This is a genomic window from Shewanella woodyi ATCC 51908 (assembly GCF_000019525.1).
Lineage (GTDB): Bacteria > Pseudomonadota > Gammaproteobacteria > Enterobacterales > Shewanellaceae > Shewanella > Shewanella woodyi.
Genome location: NC_010506.1, coordinates 5,708,574 through 5,726,349, shown reverse-complemented (window position 1 = coordinate 5,726,349; position 17,776 = coordinate 5,708,574). Strand labels below are relative to the sequence as shown.

The 17,776-nt window shown below is 46.3% G+C and carries 13 protein-coding genes; 9 read left to right on the top strand and 4 right to left on the bottom strand.

All coding sequences use genetic code 11. From position 1 onward, the window contains the following. On the bottom strand, window positions 1-885 hold the full coding sequence (locus SWOO_RS24360) for a winged helix-turn-helix domain-containing protein (RefSeq protein WP_012327310.1): 885 nt from the start codon (window positions 883-885) through the stop codon (window positions 1-3). A 163-nt stretch (window positions 886-1,048) separates the two neighbouring features. On the opposite strand from SWOO_RS24360, the gene SWOO_RS24355 reads away from it, so the two are divergent. Continuing rightward, the gene (locus SWOO_RS24355) at window positions 1,049-2,965 is read left to right on the top strand and encodes a hypothetical protein (protein ID WP_012327309.1); all 1,917 of its coding nucleotides are present in this window, start codon (window positions 1,049-1,051) and stop codon (window positions 2,963-2,965) included. Between the two features lie 44 nt (window positions 2,966-3,009). After that, complete coding sequence (locus tag SWOO_RS24350) at window positions 3,010-3,639, top strand: DUF4937 domain-containing protein (protein ID WP_012327308.1); 630 nt, start codon at window positions 3,010-3,012, stop codon at window positions 3,637-3,639. Between the two features lie 296 nt (window positions 3,640-3,935). Here the strand turns inward: SWOO_RS24350 and SWOO_RS24345 are convergent, their stop codons facing one another. Further along, window positions 3,936-5,477: a phosphoenolpyruvate carboxykinase gene (locus SWOO_RS24345; protein ID WP_012327307.1), complete on the bottom strand. Its 1,542-nt coding sequence runs from the start codon at window positions 5,475-5,477 to the stop codon at window positions 3,936-3,938. 439 nt (window positions 5,478-5,916) lie between these two features. Here SWOO_RS24345 and SWOO_RS24340 point away from each other — a divergent pair, with 439 nt between their 5' ends. Together SWOO_RS24340 and SWOO_RS24335 are read left to right on the top strand one after the other, a co-directional pair. Next, on the top strand, window positions 5,917-7,311 hold the full coding sequence (locus SWOO_RS24340; RefSeq protein WP_012327306.1) for a glutamate decarboxylase: 1,395 nt from the start codon (window positions 5,917-5,919) through the stop codon (window positions 7,309-7,311). A gap of 118 nt (window positions 7,312-7,429) precedes the next feature. Beyond that, complete coding sequence (locus SWOO_RS24335) at window positions 7,430-9,175, top strand: aspartate:alanine exchanger family transporter (protein WP_012327305.1); 1,746 nt, start codon at window positions 7,430-7,432, stop codon at window positions 9,173-9,175. Window positions 9,176-9,530: 355 nt separating this feature from the next. On the opposite strand, the gene hslO is transcribed toward SWOO_RS24335, so the two are convergent. Then, window positions 9,531-10,391 (bottom strand): Hsp33 family molecular chaperone HslO, encoded by an 861-nt coding sequence (gene hslO / locus SWOO_RS24330; RefSeq protein ID WP_012327304.1) that lies wholly within the window; start codon window positions 10,389-10,391, stop codon window positions 9,531-9,533. 144 nt (window positions 10,392-10,535) lie between these two features. After that, entirely contained in the window at window positions 10,536-10,934 is a 399-nt protein-coding gene (gene hslR / locus SWOO_RS24325; RefSeq protein WP_012327303.1) for a ribosome-associated heat shock protein Hsp15, read from the bottom strand. 257 nt (window positions 10,935-11,191) lie between these two features. Between hslR and gspC the strand changes: the two genes are divergently transcribed. From gspC to gspG, 5 genes are all read left to right on the top strand, one after another. Beyond that, window positions 11,192-12,097, top strand: coding sequence for a type II secretion system protein GspC (gene gspC / locus SWOO_RS24320; RefSeq protein ID WP_012327302.1), 906 nt, complete (start codon window positions 11,192-11,194; stop codon window positions 12,095-12,097). A gap of 156 nt (window positions 12,098-12,253) precedes the next feature. Further along, on the top strand, window positions 12,254-14,398 hold the full coding sequence (gspD, locus tag SWOO_RS24315; protein ID WP_012327301.1) for a type II secretion system secretin GspD: 2,145 nt from the start codon (window positions 12,254-12,256) through the stop codon (window positions 14,396-14,398). Continuing rightward, the gene (gene gspE / locus SWOO_RS24310; protein ID WP_041418401.1) at window positions 14,391-15,959 is read left to right on the top strand and encodes a type II secretion system ATPase GspE; all 1,569 of its coding nucleotides are present in this window, start codon (window positions 14,391-14,393) and stop codon (window positions 15,957-15,959) included. Before gspD ends, gspE begins: the two co-directional genes overlap by 8 nt. An 80-nt stretch (window positions 15,960-16,039) precedes the next feature. After that, window positions 16,040-17,263 (top strand): type II secretion system inner membrane protein GspF, encoded by a 1,224-nt coding sequence (gspF, locus tag SWOO_RS24305; protein WP_012327299.1) that lies wholly within the window; start codon window positions 16,040-16,042, stop codon window positions 17,261-17,263. A gap of 64 nt (window positions 17,264-17,327) precedes the next feature. Next, entirely contained in the window at window positions 17,328-17,762 is a 435-nt protein-coding gene (gene gspG / locus SWOO_RS24300; protein WP_012327298.1) for a type II secretion system major pseudopilin GspG, read from the top strand. Window positions 17,763-17,776 lie beyond the last annotated feature (14 nt).

Below are 17,776 nucleotides of genomic sequence, written 5' to 3'. Positions count from 1 at the left end.
CTAAGATTTATTTGCCGCTAACCAATCGGCGACATCTTTATCGACTCTACTGGGGAAGGGAACGCCATCTTCTCTACCAACATAGAGGAGGCACATATCCTCCCTTTGCAGAAATACTTGTTGGTATTTTGCTAGCCAGTAGTTTAGGTGACTTAGTAGTGGACCAAGGCTCGCAATCTGATTTTTCAGATCTGGGTTTTGCTGTAAAATATCTGCGATAGCTTGATTGCCGTTGTACATGGCTCCTTGGGTGATCCCGCGGATCTGATCGAAGATAAACTTTTGTCGTTTGGTCAGATCTGGATATGCGGCGCTAAACACTTGCTCCCATAAAATATCTCCTCCAGCTTCAATTCCTAGCGTTTTTCCGAGCTCATTACGCCTTTTTGTTTGGGCGATAAAAGCGGTTTTAGTGATATCTAACTGCTGTTGTATGGTGATAATAAGCTGGTAGTTGTCTGACTTTTGAGGAATCGCGTTATAGCCTAAGTAGGTGAGTGCTAACAGCAATAAGCCTAGGAGCGAGACTGAAACAGCGATACCTCTTCTAGATGTTAGAGTTGGCTGCTCTGTATCGCTCATGGTGATGGGAGGGACTAGCATAAAGCCACCACCACGACAGGTCTTGATGATATGTTGTGACTTGCCATCATCACCAATCAATTTTCGGGTGTCTGAGATAAGCCTAGATAGGGAGGTATCACTGACTATCTGCTTTGGCCATAAATTTTCAAGCAGGTGATCACGGGACACCACCTGATTACCAGATTTAGCTAGAAGTTGCAGAAGTAAAAACTGTCTGTTTTCGAGTGAAATGAGTCCATCGTTTACATATAACTGATGTGTTTTAGTATTTAGATGGCAGTGCCCAAAGGTGTAAATCATAGATAAAGGTTATGACCGAAAACTCTTCTTAAAGATCAAGATAAAGAATAACGCTCTAAAAATAAACAGATTCACCTTAAATCAACTTGTTTCAAGTTAGTTTCAAGCTTTAATACGTTCACTGCAGCATGGTTACTCCTCGGATAATAGATAGGAGTACAAGATGAAAGGATTATTGTCTTTAACTGTTTTACTCATTTTCATGGCCCTTTTAGGGGGCTGTCATGATTCAAAGCAGCTTGAACCAGCACCATCTACCCCCACGCAGCCTCCTGCAAACCCAGCTAGTGAAGTGACCTCACTATCTGTGCTCATCATAGATCAGAACTATCGAGCCTTAGAGGCGGTGAAGTTGACCTTAAGTAGCCAAGATTTTGTTTTGGAGGTGGAGACTGATAGCGAAGGGAGAGCTCATTTTGAGGTCGATTATGGCAAGCTAAACTTTCCGCTTATCTTATCCAGTAAAAAGCTGGGGTATAGCAATCAGGTTAAGGTGATTCAAGACCTTGCAGAGAAAGGAGAGAATCAATTTCAGCTACCAGTTTTGCAGCGTCAATTACCTATAGTAATTGAAGCTGAGGGGGAAGCTGAGCTTTTTACGACCGATGGGGCTTATCTTATGTTGCCTGCAAACGGGCTTGTTGATGGGGATGGAAATAGAGTGAGTGGGGAAGTTTATGTCACCATTACCCCATTGAATACTGCCAACCCCGATGGATTAAAGCTGTTTCCCGGTAACTTTGAGGGGCTATATCCAGGGCTTGATGAAACGAGTCCAATTGCCACTTATGGGACGACTGAGTTTCACTTTGAGCAGGGGGGAGATAAGTTGAATCTAGCTCCCGGAGTTGAGGCGGTTATTGAGCTGCCCATCTATGTCGCTCAGCATGTCGATGGCAGCGCAGTTGTAACTGGAGACAGGATCGAGTTATGGCATTTAGAGGAAGATAGCGGTCTCTGGCAGAACTACGGGTATGGTGAGGTGGTGGATTCGAAAAGATCACCAACTGGTTTCGCTTTACGGGCGAGTGTCCCTCACTTTAGCTGGTGGAATGTCGATGTCGCTCCGGAGACCAGAGTTATTAATCTTACTGTCACAGGTGAGGTGAGTGGCGAATGTAAAGTTGGACTTAATGCAGATATGGCTTCAAATTCAAGGCCGGGGTTGAGAGCTTCCACTCAGGTATCAATTCCGAGTAATTCAAGCAGGCGGCTGTTAATTCCGAGTGGGAGACAGGTTAACTTTAGTGCTGTACTCAATGCCAATGGTCAGGTTTATCTTGGTGAGCTTCAAGTGGCCGCCAATAATACCGATGATGATTTTACCATAGAGGTGGTGGCTGAAGGAGGAGTTAACCCTGAAGACCCAGCTCCCTATATTGCAAAGATCTTTGCGAAAACTACCCCTGAGTTTGAATACGACTTAATCACAAAAACACATAGGCATACGGCTAATATTATTCATTATTACTGGGATGCTAAGACAGGCCATCCGAGACAAGATGGATGCAGTGAAGATAGGATGCCTGATGGTGATCCTAAATTAGATATCCATTTGATGTCTGATGCGAGGTTGTATGAAGATGTTGAGTTGGGCAATGAGGCTGGTCAAATAGATCTCGCGGTATCTCCTTTTGATGTAGTGACGCAGGGGGAGACTCTGCCCGCCGATCCTGAGTTTATCTCATTAAACCTGCTTGCTAGCAATACTTTTGGGAGTGCTAGCCGAGTGATTGAGGTACCAAACCCAAGAGGCGCTGCCCCCAAATTAAAAGGGATCAGAAGTTACTCTCATGATAAGTACCAAACCTTGGATGTTAGATGGAGTGTGGAAGGGGCTGATTCTGGTCATATTGAAGTTTGGCCTTTAAATGATCAAGCTGGCCCTGCTCTAATTGTTGAGGAGATTGACCCTTTTGCTAAACATGCTCAATTAGCGCTTGAAGGTTTACCAATAGAGGGTTTAAGTATTAAAGTAACTTATGAAAATCAGTATGATAAGCTAGAGGTTCCTATTGTTATTAGTGGTGAGGCTTGTGATCTTATGTCTGATCTTCCCTGTGACCAACCGACAAATTAGCTGATTGGCTCCTTACCATAGGGAGCCCCATTTGGGAGGCAAATATGATAGCTAAATATATACGGTGTGAGGTTGTCGAAGCCAAGAGGAATATCTTCTCGAAAGGTCAGCGCCTTTGGTTGGAGACTGCACATTGTGAGGGGTTTATCTCCCAACTTGGTGGCTGGGAGCAAGAAACCAATATAGCTGTCATTCTAGCTCGTTGGACAGACATGGAGAGCGTGAAAGATTTTATGAGTGCTGCCCATGACCCCATTGCTGAGAGAGCCAATCAAGTTGGCAGTTATAGCCATATCTCAGTCTCCTATCTGTCAGCTGTGATCTGCATTCCAGCTTTTAATCAAGGAGGTAAAAATCAAGCTAGCTGTGGGTTTATTCGCATCGCAGACTGCTACATAGATCCCGACAAGCTTGATGAGTTTATTCAAGAGCAGAAAACGCTTTGGAATCCAGGCATGCAACAGGTTGAAGGCATGTTAGGAGGGCAACTCTGGCAGTTTAATGATGAGTCCGATCGCTATCTTGTAACAACCTACTGGGAAAGTGAAGCTGCCCATCGACACTATATGGCTGAATATTTTCCGCGACTAAAACAGCAAGCCGCTACTGATATCATCCACACCATATCTGGTCACCATATTCAAACAGAGCCAAGTTGGAGAGTAACCCCTTAACGACCCGAACGAGAGGATGGGACGCCGAACTGGCTGTTTAACATGGACGTTATTTGAAACCGTAGAGCTTTACAGCGTCTCACAGAAGTGCCTGCACATACCCCGCTGGGAAGCGATAAATTACAATGAAGTAACGTGTTCAAAACTCTTAGCCAAGTATCACTCTTAAACATCACGTATGAATAATATCAAACCATAGGCATAAAAAATCCCAGCACAACCTAAGCTAAACTGGGATTCATCTTACAAAAATCAACAAACTATCAGATCACAAGTAACCTAATAAAAAGACCTTATTAAGCATTAGGTCCGGCATGCTTGATCGAATCTGGTACTTGATACTTCTCAAAGTTAGCCGTAAAGCTATCGGCCAACTGCTGAGCGTACTCGGCATATTGCGCCTTATCTGCCCATGTGTTGACAGGGTTAAGCAGCTGAGTCTCAACACCTGGCACAGCAACAGGAACGTGCAGGTTAAGCTTCTCAAGGTGCTCAGTTTCAACCCCTTTTAGCTCACCGCTAACGATGGCATCGACAATCGCTCGAGTTGTGGGAATATCGAAACGTTTACCTACGCCGTGTGGACCGCCTGTCCAGCCAGTGTTAACTAAGTACACTTGGCTGCCGAAAGACTCGATGCGCTTCATCAGTAGCTCGGCATAAACTCCTGCCGGACGTGGGAAGAAGGGGGCACCGAAACAGGTAGAGAAGGTTGACTGAATTGCAGAGCTAGAGCCCATCTCAGTAGAGCCTACCTTTGCAGTGTAGCCAGAGAGGAAGTGATAAGCAGCTTGCTCTTTAGTTAGGATAGAAACGGGAGGTAACACACCGGAGACATCACAGGTTAGGAACACAACTGCGTGAGGCTCTGCACCGCGGTTTTCCGCTTTACGTAACTCGATATGCTCAAGCGGGTAAGCTGCACGGCTGTTTTCGGTCAATGTCGAGTTGGTGTAATCCGGGATGCGGTTCTCATCCATCACCACGTTTTCAAGTACAGTACCGAAACGGATTGCATTCCAGATCACTGGCTCGTTTTTCTGGCTAAGGTCGATACATTTAGCGTAACAGCCGCCTTCGATGTTAAAGACGCCGCCAGGTGCCCAACCGTGCTCATCGTCACCGATTAAGAAGCGCTTAGGATCGGCTGACAGTGTGGTTTTACCTGTGCCTGAAAGGCCGAAAAATAGCGTGGTGTCGCCCTCTTTGCCTACGTTAGCCGAGCAGTGCATTGGGAGCACGCCTTTTGCTGGTAGGAGGAAGTTCTGTACAGAGAACATGGACTTTTTCATCTCACCGGCATATTTAAGTCCGGCAAGTAGTACCTTACGCTCAGCAAAGTTAAGGATCACTGTTGCATCTGAGTGGGTACCATCACGCTCGGGAACACACTCAAAACCAGGGGCATTGATGATCTGCCAAACGGGCTTATCTGCTGAGTTAAACTCCTCTGGAACAATAAAGAGGTTACGGGCAAAAAGCTGATGCCATGCGGTTTCTGTGGTGACCTGAATAGGCTGGTAATGTGCATCATCTGCACCTACTTCCAGTTCAGAGACAAACAGCTCTTTGTCACCTAAATAGGCCTCAACTCGGTTCCACAGTGCAGTAAATGCCTCCTGCTCGAAAGGCTTATTAACTGAGCCCCAGTCGATATCATTTTCAGAGCTCGGCTCTTTAACAATAAATCGATCGTTAGGCGAGCGTCCGGTGCGTTCTCCGGTTTTAGCGACGAGTGCTCCGTTGGCTGTGAGTTCACCTTCTCCGCGTGATAGCGCGATTTCGATGAGTTGTGCTGCCTGAGGATTACGGTGAGTACGAGGTGTTCCATCCGCCATTAGTAAGGTCTCCATGATTGAGGTCGGAATTGAGTGCCAGTCTTTGCCAGCTTGATTTATTAATTCTTATCAATGTGCGTCTTTGCGCTATGTCACGATTGTAACGTAAGCGCAAAAGAATGTGTGAGGAAGTTTGTGAAAATGGTAAAAAAGATTAGTCAGTAAAGTGTCATTAAGGTAGGCAGTGTCAGTCGTAAGGTTGAAATTTTGTTTTGGACTCTAACAAGAGTGCATATTGCATGCCTAGAACTGGTCTATAGCTCTGTTGTATATGGTTATTTTTAATTAATCAAACTTTACACTTCACTAGATTGACGAGCTCTGCTAGCAGGAATAGTATCGTTTTAGCTCGTACGAAGACTTTTCTATATACCTTCTTTGGCGTCTGCAGCGTCAACCTAGAATTTTAAATTTGTTTTAATTCAACGGAGTTAACCTTATGCCTCTTCATTCCAAGGATACGGTTAGAGATGACCTTCTCGATGACATCTACTCGTCAGCTGACCTGGCCCTATCTATGCCAAAGTACAAAATGCCTGAACAGGAACATGACTCTCGCCATGTTTATCAGGTTATTCACGATGAACTCATGATGGACGGTAACTCGCGACAGAATCTGGCGACATTTTGTCAGACTTGGGTCGAAGATGAAGTGCACAAGCTGATGGATGAATGTATCGATAAGAATATGATCGATAAAGATGAATATCCTCAGACGGCTGAGCTTGAGGCTCGCTGTGTGCATATGTTGGCAGATCTGTGGCACTCACCGGATGCGGAGAACACCTTAGGTTGCTCCACAACGGGTTCGAGTGAAGCCGCCATGTTAGGTGGAATGGCGCTGAAATGGGCTTGGCGTGAAAAGATGAGAAAGCTAGGTAAGCCAACGGATAAGCCAAATTTAATCTGTGGTCCAGTGCAGGTGTGTTGGCATAAGTTTGCTCGCTACTGGGATATTGAGCTACGTGAGATCCCGATGGAGGGTGATCGCCTCATCATGACGCCTGAAGAGGTGATTAAACGCTGTGATGAAAACACCATAGGTGTAGTGCCCACACTTGGTGTTACCTTTACCTGCCAATATGAGCCAGTTAAGGCGGTACATGAAGCCTTAGATCAGCTACAAAAAGACACTGGCTTAGATATCCCCATGCATATTGATGCTGCCAGTGGTGGTTTCTTAGCACCATTTTGCGATCCAGACCTTGAGTGGGACTTCCGCTTGCCTCGAGTTAAGTCTATTAATGCTTCCGGACATAAGTTTGGTTTGAGCCCGTTAGGGGTGGGCTGGGTGATCTGGCGTGATGCGTCAGCACTGGATAAAGATCTTATCTTCAATGTGAACTATCTAGGTGGCAATATGCCGACCTTTGCATTGAACTTCTCCCGTCCTGGCGGTCAGATCGTGGCGCAATATTACAACTTTTTGCGTTTAGGCCGAGAGGGATATCGCAAGATACATCAAGCTTGCTATGACACTGCGATCTACCTCTCAGGAGAGATCGAGAAGATGGGGATGTTTGACATTATCTATGATGGCCAAGGTGGTATTCCTGCCATGAGTTGGTCGTTGAAAGAGGGGGTTGAACCAGGCTTTAACCTATTTGACCTTTCCGATCGGATCCGCTCCCGTGGTTGGCAAATTGCCGCCTATGCGATGCCGCCAAAGCGGGAAGATTTAGTGATTATGCGTATCTTAGTTCGTCATGGCTTTAGTCGGGATCAAGCCGATCTCTTGGTGGCCGATCTGCAGCATTGTGTCGACTTTTTTGCAAAACATCCTATTTCACATAGCAGTGATGAAGCGGAATCTGCAGGTTTCAATCACGGTTAGGCTGAGATCATCTGTTGGTGAACTGCTTTTAGATATGGTGGACAGGGCGAGGAGTGCAGTGGCATAAATCGCTCTGGTTTTAGCCTATATGGATAATATAGGCCTACGGGAAACGATTATGAATATTTCAGAATTGTTTAGTTTTATCTTTGGTTATATTGCTCACAACCCCTTCGTATTTCTCTTCCTGAGTATCGCTATCGGTTATCCCCTAGGGAAGATCTCCATTAAGGGGATCAACCTAGGCTCGACCGCGGGCACACTCGTAGTGGGAGTTGGTATCGCGCTCACGGCATTCTCAGTTTATGGTTTGAGGATCGATGCGCCGGGACTAGTTTCCGATATCTTCTTGATGATGTTTATGTACGCCATCGGAATGAAGGTTGGGCCGCAGTTTTTCTCTGGATTAGCGCGGGGAGGCTTAGATTTTGTGGTTATCGGTCTTATCGTGGTGTTCAGTAATTTTCTTATTGTCTTCTTCGGAGCCAAATTATTGGGATTAGCGCCTGGCTATGCAGCGGGGATCATATCAGGTAGTTATACCGTAACTGCTGTGATGGGAGTGGCTCAGTCTGCTATTACGTCCGGGGCATTTAAAGCACCTGCAGGCATGACACTCGATCAGGTCAGTGCCAATATCGCTGCGGGTTATGCCATTAGTTATATCCTTTCAAGCGTATTTATTATTTTACTTATCAAGTATCTGCCTGCCATGTTCGGAATCGATCCCGTTAAAGCTGGTAAGGATGCTGAAGCTGAGTTTGGGGCTGGCGGAGACACAGAGGCGCTGCCTAGCACTAACGGTTTTTCTAACCTGGGTGTGTTGCCTTTAGATATTCGTGCCTATCGAGTTGAGCACCAAGAGCTTGTGGGGCAAAGTGTTGAAAGCCTGTTTCATCAATACCCTCATGCGGCAATCCTTAAACTGGTTCGTGGTGATGAGGTGATTGATGCAGCCGATAATCCTAAGCTTGAGCTAGGCGATATTATCGGGATTCGAGGTGATTACCATGAGCTGATTCAAGGTGGCGAGTCGAGAGTGGGTGTCGAGGTCGATGAGCCGCGTGCGCGCAATGTCGATATTGAAGTGGCAGATATTCACTTAGGTAAGTCGGCATTTATTGGAAAAACCATCGAAGAGATTAGTAAAGAGGTCGGATTTGGTATCTATCTCAAGGCGCTGTTCAGGCAAGGGCATCAGCTCCCTGTTTTACCGCAATCTGTGGTTGAGATGGGAGATGTGATCCGAGTGGCGGGGTCTGACTGGTGTGTTCAACAAGCGGCGAAGAGGTTAAATAGCAATCCCATTGTTGAAAGCACACTCACAGAGACCTTCTATCTCGCGCTCTCTTTACTGATTGGTTATGTCTGCGGCCACATGAGTGTGACTTTGGGGGGAATTCCATTTGCGCTCGGTACTTCGGCTGGCTGTATGCTTACTGGTATCGTGTTCTCCTTCCTGCGTACACGTAACCCTGCATTTGGCGGCCCGATGAGTGAGGGAGCTCGTAGTTTCTTGCAAGATATCGGCCTGAGCTTGTTTGTCGCGGTATTAGCGGCAACGGTTGGACCAAAGATATTGGCATCATTCCAAGGTATTGTGGTGATTAAGATAGCCGCACTGGGCTTAACGGCGGCATTGGTGCCTCCTCTGCTTGCTTGGATATATGGTCTCTACTTCCGCAAAATGAATCCTGCAATATTGGCGGGAGCCTGTGCTGGCGGACGTAACAGTACTCCTGCGATGAAGGGGGCTCAGGACGCATGTCAAAGTGATATGCCTGCGGTTGGTTATCCGGTGCCTTATGCCTTAACCTCAATGATCGTACTGGTTCTGGGTTACCTGACTATGGTGCTTTATTAATCTTTTAAACCGATTTAGCTAAAGACAGATAAAAAAATGCAGCTCATTGAGCTGCATTTTTATTAATACCAATCAGTATAAAGATTTGATCGCTCAGCGAGAGTTTAGCGGTCCTGAGGCAAGACAACGAGTGAAGAGCATAGTGATTCTACGGTTAAGCTCGTTAACGCAGAATCAGAACCGCTAAAACTCGCCTGTAAGGAGTGTTTTTGGCTGCCTATTTCTGCGTTAAATGAACTCACAAGGGAACAACCATTCTATCATCCATTCGCCTTGAACTAGGTTGCCAAAAAACACTCTGAGTAGATCAACTTCTTATACTGATTGGTATAACTATTGAATGTTACTGAGTAGCTTACTGCTTAGTCTCTGGCGCTTGTGTGTTGCTGAAGATAGCTGCCACATCAATAGAGTCGAAACTGTAGTTGGTGTTGCAGTACTCACAACCCATCTCAATCTTTCCCTGTTCGGCCAGAATAGACTCAATCTCTTCTCTTGATACTGTGCGTATTGCCGATGCACTGCGCTCTCTAGAGCAGGTGCATGAGAAGGTGACTGCTACAGGTTCAAATAGACGAACCTCCTCTTGATGATACAAGCGGTGTAGTACCTCTTCTGCTTCTAGCTCAAACAGCTCCTCAGCTTTGACGGTTGCAGTAAGCTGCTCTAAGTGTTCAAACTCAGCGTTATGATCGCCCTCTGTTGGCAGTACCTGTAGTAGCATACCTGCCGCTTGTTTGCCGTTGGCAAACAGAGTAATTGAGGTCGGAAGCTGCTCTGATTGAGCGAAATACTCCTCAAGACAGCCCGCTAATGTGGGCTTGTCTAGTGCTACGACACCTTGGTAACGCTCACCTTCGGTAGGAGTTAAGGTGATCACCATATGGCCTTTACCAAACAGTTGCTGCAGATCGCCATCGCTACTTAGCTCGCCTTTGAAGCGTGCGACACCACGAAGCTGTTGTAGGTTATTGCCATTGATCACAGCCAGAGAGACTGGGCCGTCACCTTGTAGTTGAACGCTGATATCACCGTTAAACTTAAGTGTGGCGGTCAATAGTGAAGTCGCTGCAAGCAGCTGACCTAGCAGATTCTGGATTGGCGCAGGGTAATTATGAGCCGAGAGTACCTCTTGGTAACTCTGCTCAAGCTGCACCAACTCACCACGGACGTCGGCATTTTCAAACAGGTAGCGGTGTAAATTGTCTTTACTCATTTAGATCTCAATCTCACAATGTGATTCGGTATAAAACTATTTGCTATAGCACTATTCGTATAGCGCGAGTCGGTTAACTTATATTGTTACCAGATATTGCTTAATATATGGCCTTTAATCGTGACTTCAATGGTGAGCTCGATATTAGCTCTCTTTGAAGCGGATTAGTTGCCGGCGCTGCTTTTTATCCGGCTTATGGTCAGGCGCGGGGTTATTTAGCACATTTAATCGTCTGGCTTCAGCATAGGTTTCACGTTTCGCTACGCTTTCTGGTGTTTCTTGGTACAAAGTTTGTGCAATTGCCGCTTTTTGTCTCTGTTCTGACAGCTTTTTTATGACAATCTCTTTTTCGTCATATCCCTGTCTTAACCTGATGACAGCATCCACTTCAGCAAGCTTGCTGGATTTAGCACGTTGGCCATTGTAATGAACTTTACCACCATTAATCATCTCCTTCGCGATAGCACGAGTTTTATAGAAACGTGCGGCCCAAAGCCATTTGTCTAGGCGAATAGAGGTAATTTCATCGGCAGACTTACTCATTGAGTCTCCATAGGGATATTAAAGATGGGTGAGCTCACAAGCTGGAGATTAAAATCGCTAATCATGCTGGCAATAACCTATTATAGCGATCGGCCTCACACCCTTTTATGGCGCGTAAAGTTAGCATATTTGGGCTCTTTTCGCCAATAAAGCTAATGTTGTGGGCTTGTTGCCGTTAACAGTGTAGGTTAGCATGAGTCAGTATTCGCTAAATTATCGTAATCAGAACAGAGGCCTGTATATAGGGTCCACATTATATGGATTTATTAGATAAAGTTATAAGCAAGGCGGCGGACATCCCGCATAAGCCTCTGAGCACAAGCGTTTTTTGGGTCGGTTTAATTATTGTACTCTACCTGTTTGCTCAAATTACATGGAAGTTAGTTCCTACCTCCGAGCCAACCACAAACTGGCGTCCTACCCCTGCAAGTGTCAGTGCGGGTAAGAGTGTCAGTGTTGCTCAACTGCAGGCACTGTCTCTGTTTGGCAAGGCCGATGAAGCCTCTAGTCAACCTAAAGTTGCACCTGTAGAGGAGCAGATCACCGATGCGCCTAAGACCTCACTGTCGATTCAATTGACGGGTGTTGTGGCGTCGACTGCACAGCAAAAAGGCTTAGCAGTTATCGCATCGAGTGGTAGTCAAAATACCTATAGCTTAGGCGATAAGATTAAGGGTACCTCCGCATCACTCAAAGAGGTGTACGCAGATCGCATCATAATAACCAACAGTGGTCGGTATGAAACCTTGATGTTAGACGGTCTTAAATATGAGACTAACGGTCAAGCTAACAAACAACTTCAGCAAGCCAAGTCTGTGCGCAAAGTTGATCAGCGCCAAAATAGACAAGTTGCCCAAGATATCTTGGAGTCCAGAGATGAACTCCTTGCCGATCCGAGTAAGCTGACAGATTACTTAGCTATCTCCCCGGTACAGAGGGAAGGTCAGCTTCAGGGTTACCGCTTAAATGCAGGAAAAGACAGAGATCTGTTTAAACAAGCGGGTTTTAGAGCTAATGATCTGGCAAAGTCGATCAATGGTTATGATCTTACTGAGATGACTCAGGCATTAGAGGTGATGGCACAGTTGCCAGAGCTTACCGAGATATCTTTGATGGTGGAGCGTGACGGGCAGCTGGTCGAGATAATGTTCAGTCTCCCTTAGTACCTGTATAAGATCTGAAAAAGTTAATATAAGAAATAATAGAATTCGCCGCACGCCAACCTGGCCAAGTGCTCGTGAATAGGAGCAAACTTGCTTACCCTAGTTTATCGTCGGGGACGCATGTGGCAAACAGCTTAAGCTTTATGGGAAGTTAAAATGAATAAGAAGAATATTCGCAGGAAGTTAATCGCAAGTTTAGTGATGGGGGCATCTTTACTTGCTCCTCAACTTGCTTGGTCTGAGCAGTATGCGGCTAATTTCAAAGGGACTGATATTCAAGAGTTTATCAACATTGTTGGTAAGAACCTTAATAGGACTATCATTGTCGATCCTACTGTGCGCGGTAAAATCAATGTCCGCAGTTACGATCTGCTCAACGATGAGCAATATTATCAATTCTTCCTCAATGTACTTCAGGTTTATGGTTATGCCGTCGTCGAGATGGATAACAACATCATCAAGGTCATCAAAGATAAAGATGCAAAAACAGCCGCTATTCGTGTGGCCGATGATAAAACTCCCGGCTTAGGCGATGAGATGGTGACGCGAATTGTTGCCCTCTACAACACAGAAGCTAAGCAGCTTGCTCCGCTACTTCGTCAGCTTAATGATAATGCCGGTGGCGGTAACGTGGTTAACTATGACCCATCCAATGTCTTGATGATCTCTGGCCGTGCTGCCGTAGTGAATAAGTTGGTTGAGATTGTTCGCCGCGTCGATAAGCAAGGTGATACTGAAGTTCAGGTTGTGCCACTCGAATACGCCTCTGCAGGCGAGATAGTGCGCATTATCGATACCTTATATCGCTCTACCGGAAATAAATCTCAGATGCCTGGCCAGGCACCAAAAGTGGTGGCTGATGAGCGTATGAATGCCGTCATCGTTAGCGGTGACGAGAAGAGCCGCCTACGTGTGGTTTCGTTAGTGAAAAAACTCGATGCCGAGCAAGCCAGCACAGGTAATACTAAGGTACGTTATCTCAGATACGCTAAAGCCGAAGATCTGGTTGAGGTGTTAACAGGTTTTGCTGAGAAGCTAGTCAACGACAAAGATGGCGGCGGTGGACAAGCCGGTGGTAAGAAGCGCCGTAATGAGATCAACATTATGGCCCATGATGACACCAACGCTTTGGTGATCAGTGCTGAGCCAGATCAGATGCGTACCATTGAAAGTGTTATTAACCAGTTAGATATTCGCCGTGCACAGGTTTTGGTTGAAGCGATTATCGTTGAGGTCTCAGAGGGCGATGATGTCGGTTTCGGTGTTCAGTGGGCAACCGCAGCAGGTGGTGGTACTCAGTTTAATAATTTAGGCCCGACTATCGGCGAGATTGGTGCTGGTGTTTGGAATGCTAGAGATCAAAAAGCCTCTCAAACCTGTAGTGGTTCAGGCGACAATCAAACCTGTACCGATAATCCAGATACTCCCGGTGATATTACCTTGCTAGCTCAAGCGTTAGGCAAGGTTAATGGTATGGCGTGGGGCGTGGCCATGGGTGACTTCGGTGCACTGATCCAAGCTGTTTCTAGCGATACCAAATCAAATGTTTTAGCGACACCTTCAATCACGACACTAGATAACCAAGAAGCGTCATTTATTGTTGGTGATGAAGTGCCTATTTTAACGGGCGCGCAAAACTCAAGTAACGGCAACAGTAACCCATTCCAAACCGTTGAGCGTAAAGAGGTGGGAGTTAAGCTCAAGGTTGTGCCGCAAATTAACGAAGGTAGCTCGGTTAAGCTGACCATTGAGCAAGAGGTGTCAGGCATTAACGGTAAAACAGGTGTCGATGTGACCTTTGCTACGCGCCGTTTGACCACTACTGTGATGGCTGATTCGGGGCAGATCGTTGTGCTAGGTGGCTTGATTAATGAAGAGGTGCAGGAGAGTGTGCAGAAGGTACCTTTCCTTGGTGATATCCCGATCATTGGTCACCTGTTTAAGTCCTCATCAAGCGGTAAGAAAAAGAAAAATCTGATGGTGTTTATTAAGCCAACGATTATTCGTGATGGCATCACCATGGAAGGCATCGCAGGTCGTAAATATAACTATTTCAGAGCACTACAGATGGAGCAGCAGGAGCGTGGTATTAACCTAATGCCAAACAGCGAAGTACCTGTTCTTGAAGAGTGGAATCAAGCAGATTACCTACCTCCTGAAGTGAACGATATTCTTGAGCGTTACAAAGAGGGCAAAGGTTTAGAGACTAAGATGCGTCAAACAGACTCTACCCTGAAATCTATCTCAGATAATAAAGAGACTGATACCGATACTGCCAGCGAAGATAGTCATGATGAGTGAGACACAAGCAACACAAATTGATGAACTCGCTCAAGTCAGTGATGAGCTTGGCTTAACCGCTGAGAGTGAAACCGATGAGGTGTTTCACTCTAACAGTAAGGAGCGCCTGCCATTTGCTTATGCCCACCGCTTCAAGGTGGTGCTCGATAAGCGTGATGATGAGCTAACCCTGTTTCACACCAGCGAGTCTCCTGTTACAGCTTTACTCGAAGCGAGACGCTACACAGGTCGTAACTTGCCTCTTGTTGAACTGGCTGCACCAGAGTTTGAAACTAAACTAACCATGGCTTATCAAGCTAACTCTTCTGAAGCTCAGCAGCTGATGGAAGATATTGGTAACGAGATGGATCTGTTTACTCTGGCCGAAGAGCTACCTCAAACGGAAGATCTGTTAGAGGGTGATGACGATGCACCGATCATTAAGTTGATCAACGCTCTGCTCTCTGAAGCGATCAAAGAGGAAGCATCGGATATCCATATCGAGACCTACGAGAAGCAGTTAGTGGTTCGCTTCCGTGTCGATGGTGTCTTGAAAGAGGTGCTTAAACCTAATCGTAAACTCTCATCGCTACTGGTTTCTCGTATCAAGGTGATGGCGCGTTTGGATATTGCTGAGAAGCGCGTTCCACAAGATGGCCGTATCTCATTGCGAATTGCTGGCCGAGCAGTGGATGTGCGTGTATCTACTATGCCTTCTAGCCATGGTGAGCGTGTGGTACTGCGTCTACTGGATAAGAATGCTGGTAACCTAGATCTTGTGCAGTTGGGCATGACTCACAATGTGCAGGTTCAGTTTGAAGAGCTTATCCGTAAGCCTCACGGCATTATTTTGGTGACCGGTCCAACAGGTTCAGGTAAGAGTACCACCCTGTATGCGGGCTTAACTGAGCTTAACTCTAAAGATACCAATATTCTGACTGTAGAAGATCCTATCGAGTATGAACTTGAGGGGATAGGCCAGACTCAGGTGAACACTAAGGTTGATATGACCTTCGCCCGTGGATTGAGAGCGATTCTGCGTCAAGATCCTGATGTGGTGATGATAGGTGAGATTCGAGATTTAGAAACGGCGCAAATTGCGGTTCAAGCATCATTAACTGGTCATATGGTGTTATCGACACTGCATACCAACACAGCAGCAGGTTCGATCACTCGACTACAAGATATGGGAGTTGAGCCTTTCCTTGTCTCCTCGAGTCTACTTGGTGTACTAGCCCAACGTCTGATCCGAACCTTGTGTCCAGATTGTAAGTCTGAGCATATACCGGATCAAAGTGAGCGCGACCTACTCGGTATGTCAGCTGACGATACTCGGGTTATCTATCGCGCCGAAGGGTGTAAGAACTGTGGCCATAACGGTTATCGTGGTCGTACTGGTATCCATGAGCTGTTAGTGGTCGATGATGATGTGCGTGAACTCATCCATACTGGACGAGGCGAGCTTGCCATCGAGAAACACATACGTAAGAGCACGCCGAGTATTCGACACGATGGTATGAGTAAAGTTCTTGCAGGTCGAACGACCTTGGAAGAGGTGTTACGTGTTACTCGTGAGGAGTAGCATGTTGGCTGTGAATATGGATTTTTCAGATAAACAAATTTGCACTCTTTTGCTGCTTTGTTCAGATTTGGAGATAGGCTATGCCAGCGTTTGAATATAAGGCATTAGATAATAAGGGAAAGCAGCAGAAAGGTGTGATGGAAGCTGATACGGCGCGTCATGCCCGTGGTCAGTTAAGAGAACTGCGCCTGATGCCGCTGGAGATTGTGCCAGTTGTAGAGAAGGAGACCAAGGCGAAAACCGGTGGTAAAAGCCTGTTTCAACGTGGGATCTCTGTCGCTGAACTCGCCCTTATTACCCGTCAGATTGCTACCTTAGTGGCGGCTGGTTTACCTGTTGAAGAGGCGCTAAAAGCCGTTGGTCAGCAGTGTGAGAAAGATAGGCTCGCCAGCATGATCATGGCGGTTCGCTCCCGTGTCGTTGAGGGTTATAACTTAGCCGACTCTATGGCCGAGTTCCCCCATATCTTTGACGATCTCTACCGCGCTATGGTGGCTTCCGGTGAAAAATCTGGCCACCTAGAAGTTGTACTTAATCGACTTGCCGATTACACCGAGCGTCGCCAACAGTTAAAGAGCAAGATGACTCAGGCGATGATCTACCCAGTGGTTCTTACCGTTGTCGCTATCAGTGTTATCGCTATCTTGCTTGCGGCGGTAGTGCCTCAAGTTGTTGGTCAATTTGAGCATATGGGCCAGGAGCTCCCCTGGACAACCTTGCTGCTTATCGCCTCTTCAGACTTTATCAGAGACTACGGCATTATCATTTTAGGCGCTGCTTTTGCGCTGTTTGTACTCTTTAAGCGTATGCTCACTAAGCCTGAATTTAGGATGAAATACGATTCTCTACTACTGACACTTCCTGTTATAGGCAGGGTGAGTAAGGGATTAAACACGGCGCGTTTTGCTCGTACTTTAAGTATCTTAACTGCCAGCTCTGTGCCTCTGCTCGATGCGATGCGTATCGCCAGTGAGGTCTTAGTCAATGTGAAAGTTCGAGCGGCAGTAGAGGAAGCAACAGCGCGAGTTCGTGAAGGAACCAGCTTAGGCGCTGCACTGACGAATACGAAACTTTTTCCGCCTATGATGCTCTATATGATCACCTCGGGTGAAAAGAGTGGACAGCTAGAGCAGATGCTTGAGCGCGCTGCCGATAACCAAGATAGAGAGTTTGAGTCCAATGTGAATATCGCTTTGGGTGTTTTTGAGCCTCTATTAGTGGTGAGTATGGCCGCTGTGGTACTGTTTATCGTGCTGGCAATTCTGCAGCCAATCTTAGAGTTGAATAACATGATTAGTGGCTAGTCGCCCCTATATTTTCTGCATCATCTTTATGGTGTAGCCCAGTTTTATTAAGAGGACGTAGTTCATGCAAGCAAGAAAAAAACAGCAAGGTTTTACCCTACTCGAAGTGATGGTTGTGATCGTTATTTTGGGTATTCTGGCCTCTATGGTTGTACCTAACCTTATGGGCAACAAGGATAAAGCCGATATTCAAAAAGCTATCTCAGACATTGTGGCGTTAGAGAACTCTTTGGATATGTATAAGTTGGACAACAGCATCTATCCAACGACTGAGCAGGGGCTTGAAGCCTTGACTCAAAAGCCTACTGGTTCACCTGAGCCACGTAACTACCGCGAAGATGGCTATGTGAAGCGTCTGCCACAAGATCCGTGGAGAAATGACTACCTGCTATTGAGCCCAGGTGAGAACGGTAAAATTGATATCTTCAGTGCAGGTCCTGATGGTCAGGCTGGTACGGAAGATGATATCGGAAACTGGAATCTACAGAACTTTCAGTAATCACTGAATCTCTG

Excerpts from the sequence above, each read along its gene's own strand:
- SWOO_RS24360 (WP_012327310.1), bottom strand. The coding sequence starts at position 885 with ATGATTTACACCTTTGGGCACTGCCATCTAAATACTAAAACACATCAG.
- SWOO_RS24355 (WP_012327309.1), top strand. The coding sequence starts at position 1,049 with ATGAAAGGATTATTGTCTTTAACTGTTTTACTCATTTTCATGGCCCTT.
- SWOO_RS24350 (WP_012327308.1), top strand. The coding sequence starts at position 3,010 with ATGATAGCTAAATATATACGGTGTGAGGTTGTCGAAGCCAAGAGGAAT.
- SWOO_RS24345 (WP_012327307.1), bottom strand. The coding sequence starts at position 5,477 with ATGGCGGATGGAACACCTCGTACTCACCGTAATCCTCAGGCAGCACAA.
- SWOO_RS24340 (WP_012327306.1), top strand. The coding sequence starts at position 5,917 with ATGCCTCTTCATTCCAAGGATACGGTTAGAGATGACCTTCTCGATGAC.
- SWOO_RS24335 (WP_012327305.1), top strand. The coding sequence starts at position 7,430 with ATGAATATTTCAGAATTGTTTAGTTTTATCTTTGGTTATATTGCTCAC.
- hslO (WP_012327304.1), bottom strand. The coding sequence starts at position 10,391 with ATGAGTAAAGACAATTTACACCGCTACCTGTTTGAAAATGCCGACGTC.
- hslR (WP_012327303.1), bottom strand. The coding sequence starts at position 10,934 with ATGAGTAAGTCTGCCGATGAAATTACCTCTATTCGCCTAGACAAATGG.
- gspC (WP_012327302.1), top strand. The coding sequence starts at position 11,192 with ATGGATTTATTAGATAAAGTTATAAGCAAGGCGGCGGACATCCCGCAT.
- gspD (WP_012327301.1), top strand. The coding sequence starts at position 12,254 with ATGAATAAGAAGAATATTCGCAGGAAGTTAATCGCAAGTTTAGTGATG.
- gspE (WP_041418401.1), top strand. The coding sequence starts at position 14,391 with ATGAGTGAGACACAAGCAACACAAATTGATGAACTCGCTCAAGTCAGT.
- gspF (WP_012327299.1), top strand. The coding sequence starts at position 16,040 with ATGCCAGCGTTTGAATATAAGGCATTAGATAATAAGGGAAAGCAGCAG.
- gspG (WP_012327298.1), top strand. The coding sequence starts at position 17,328 with ATGCAAGCAAGAAAAAAACAGCAAGGTTTTACCCTACTCGAAGTGATG.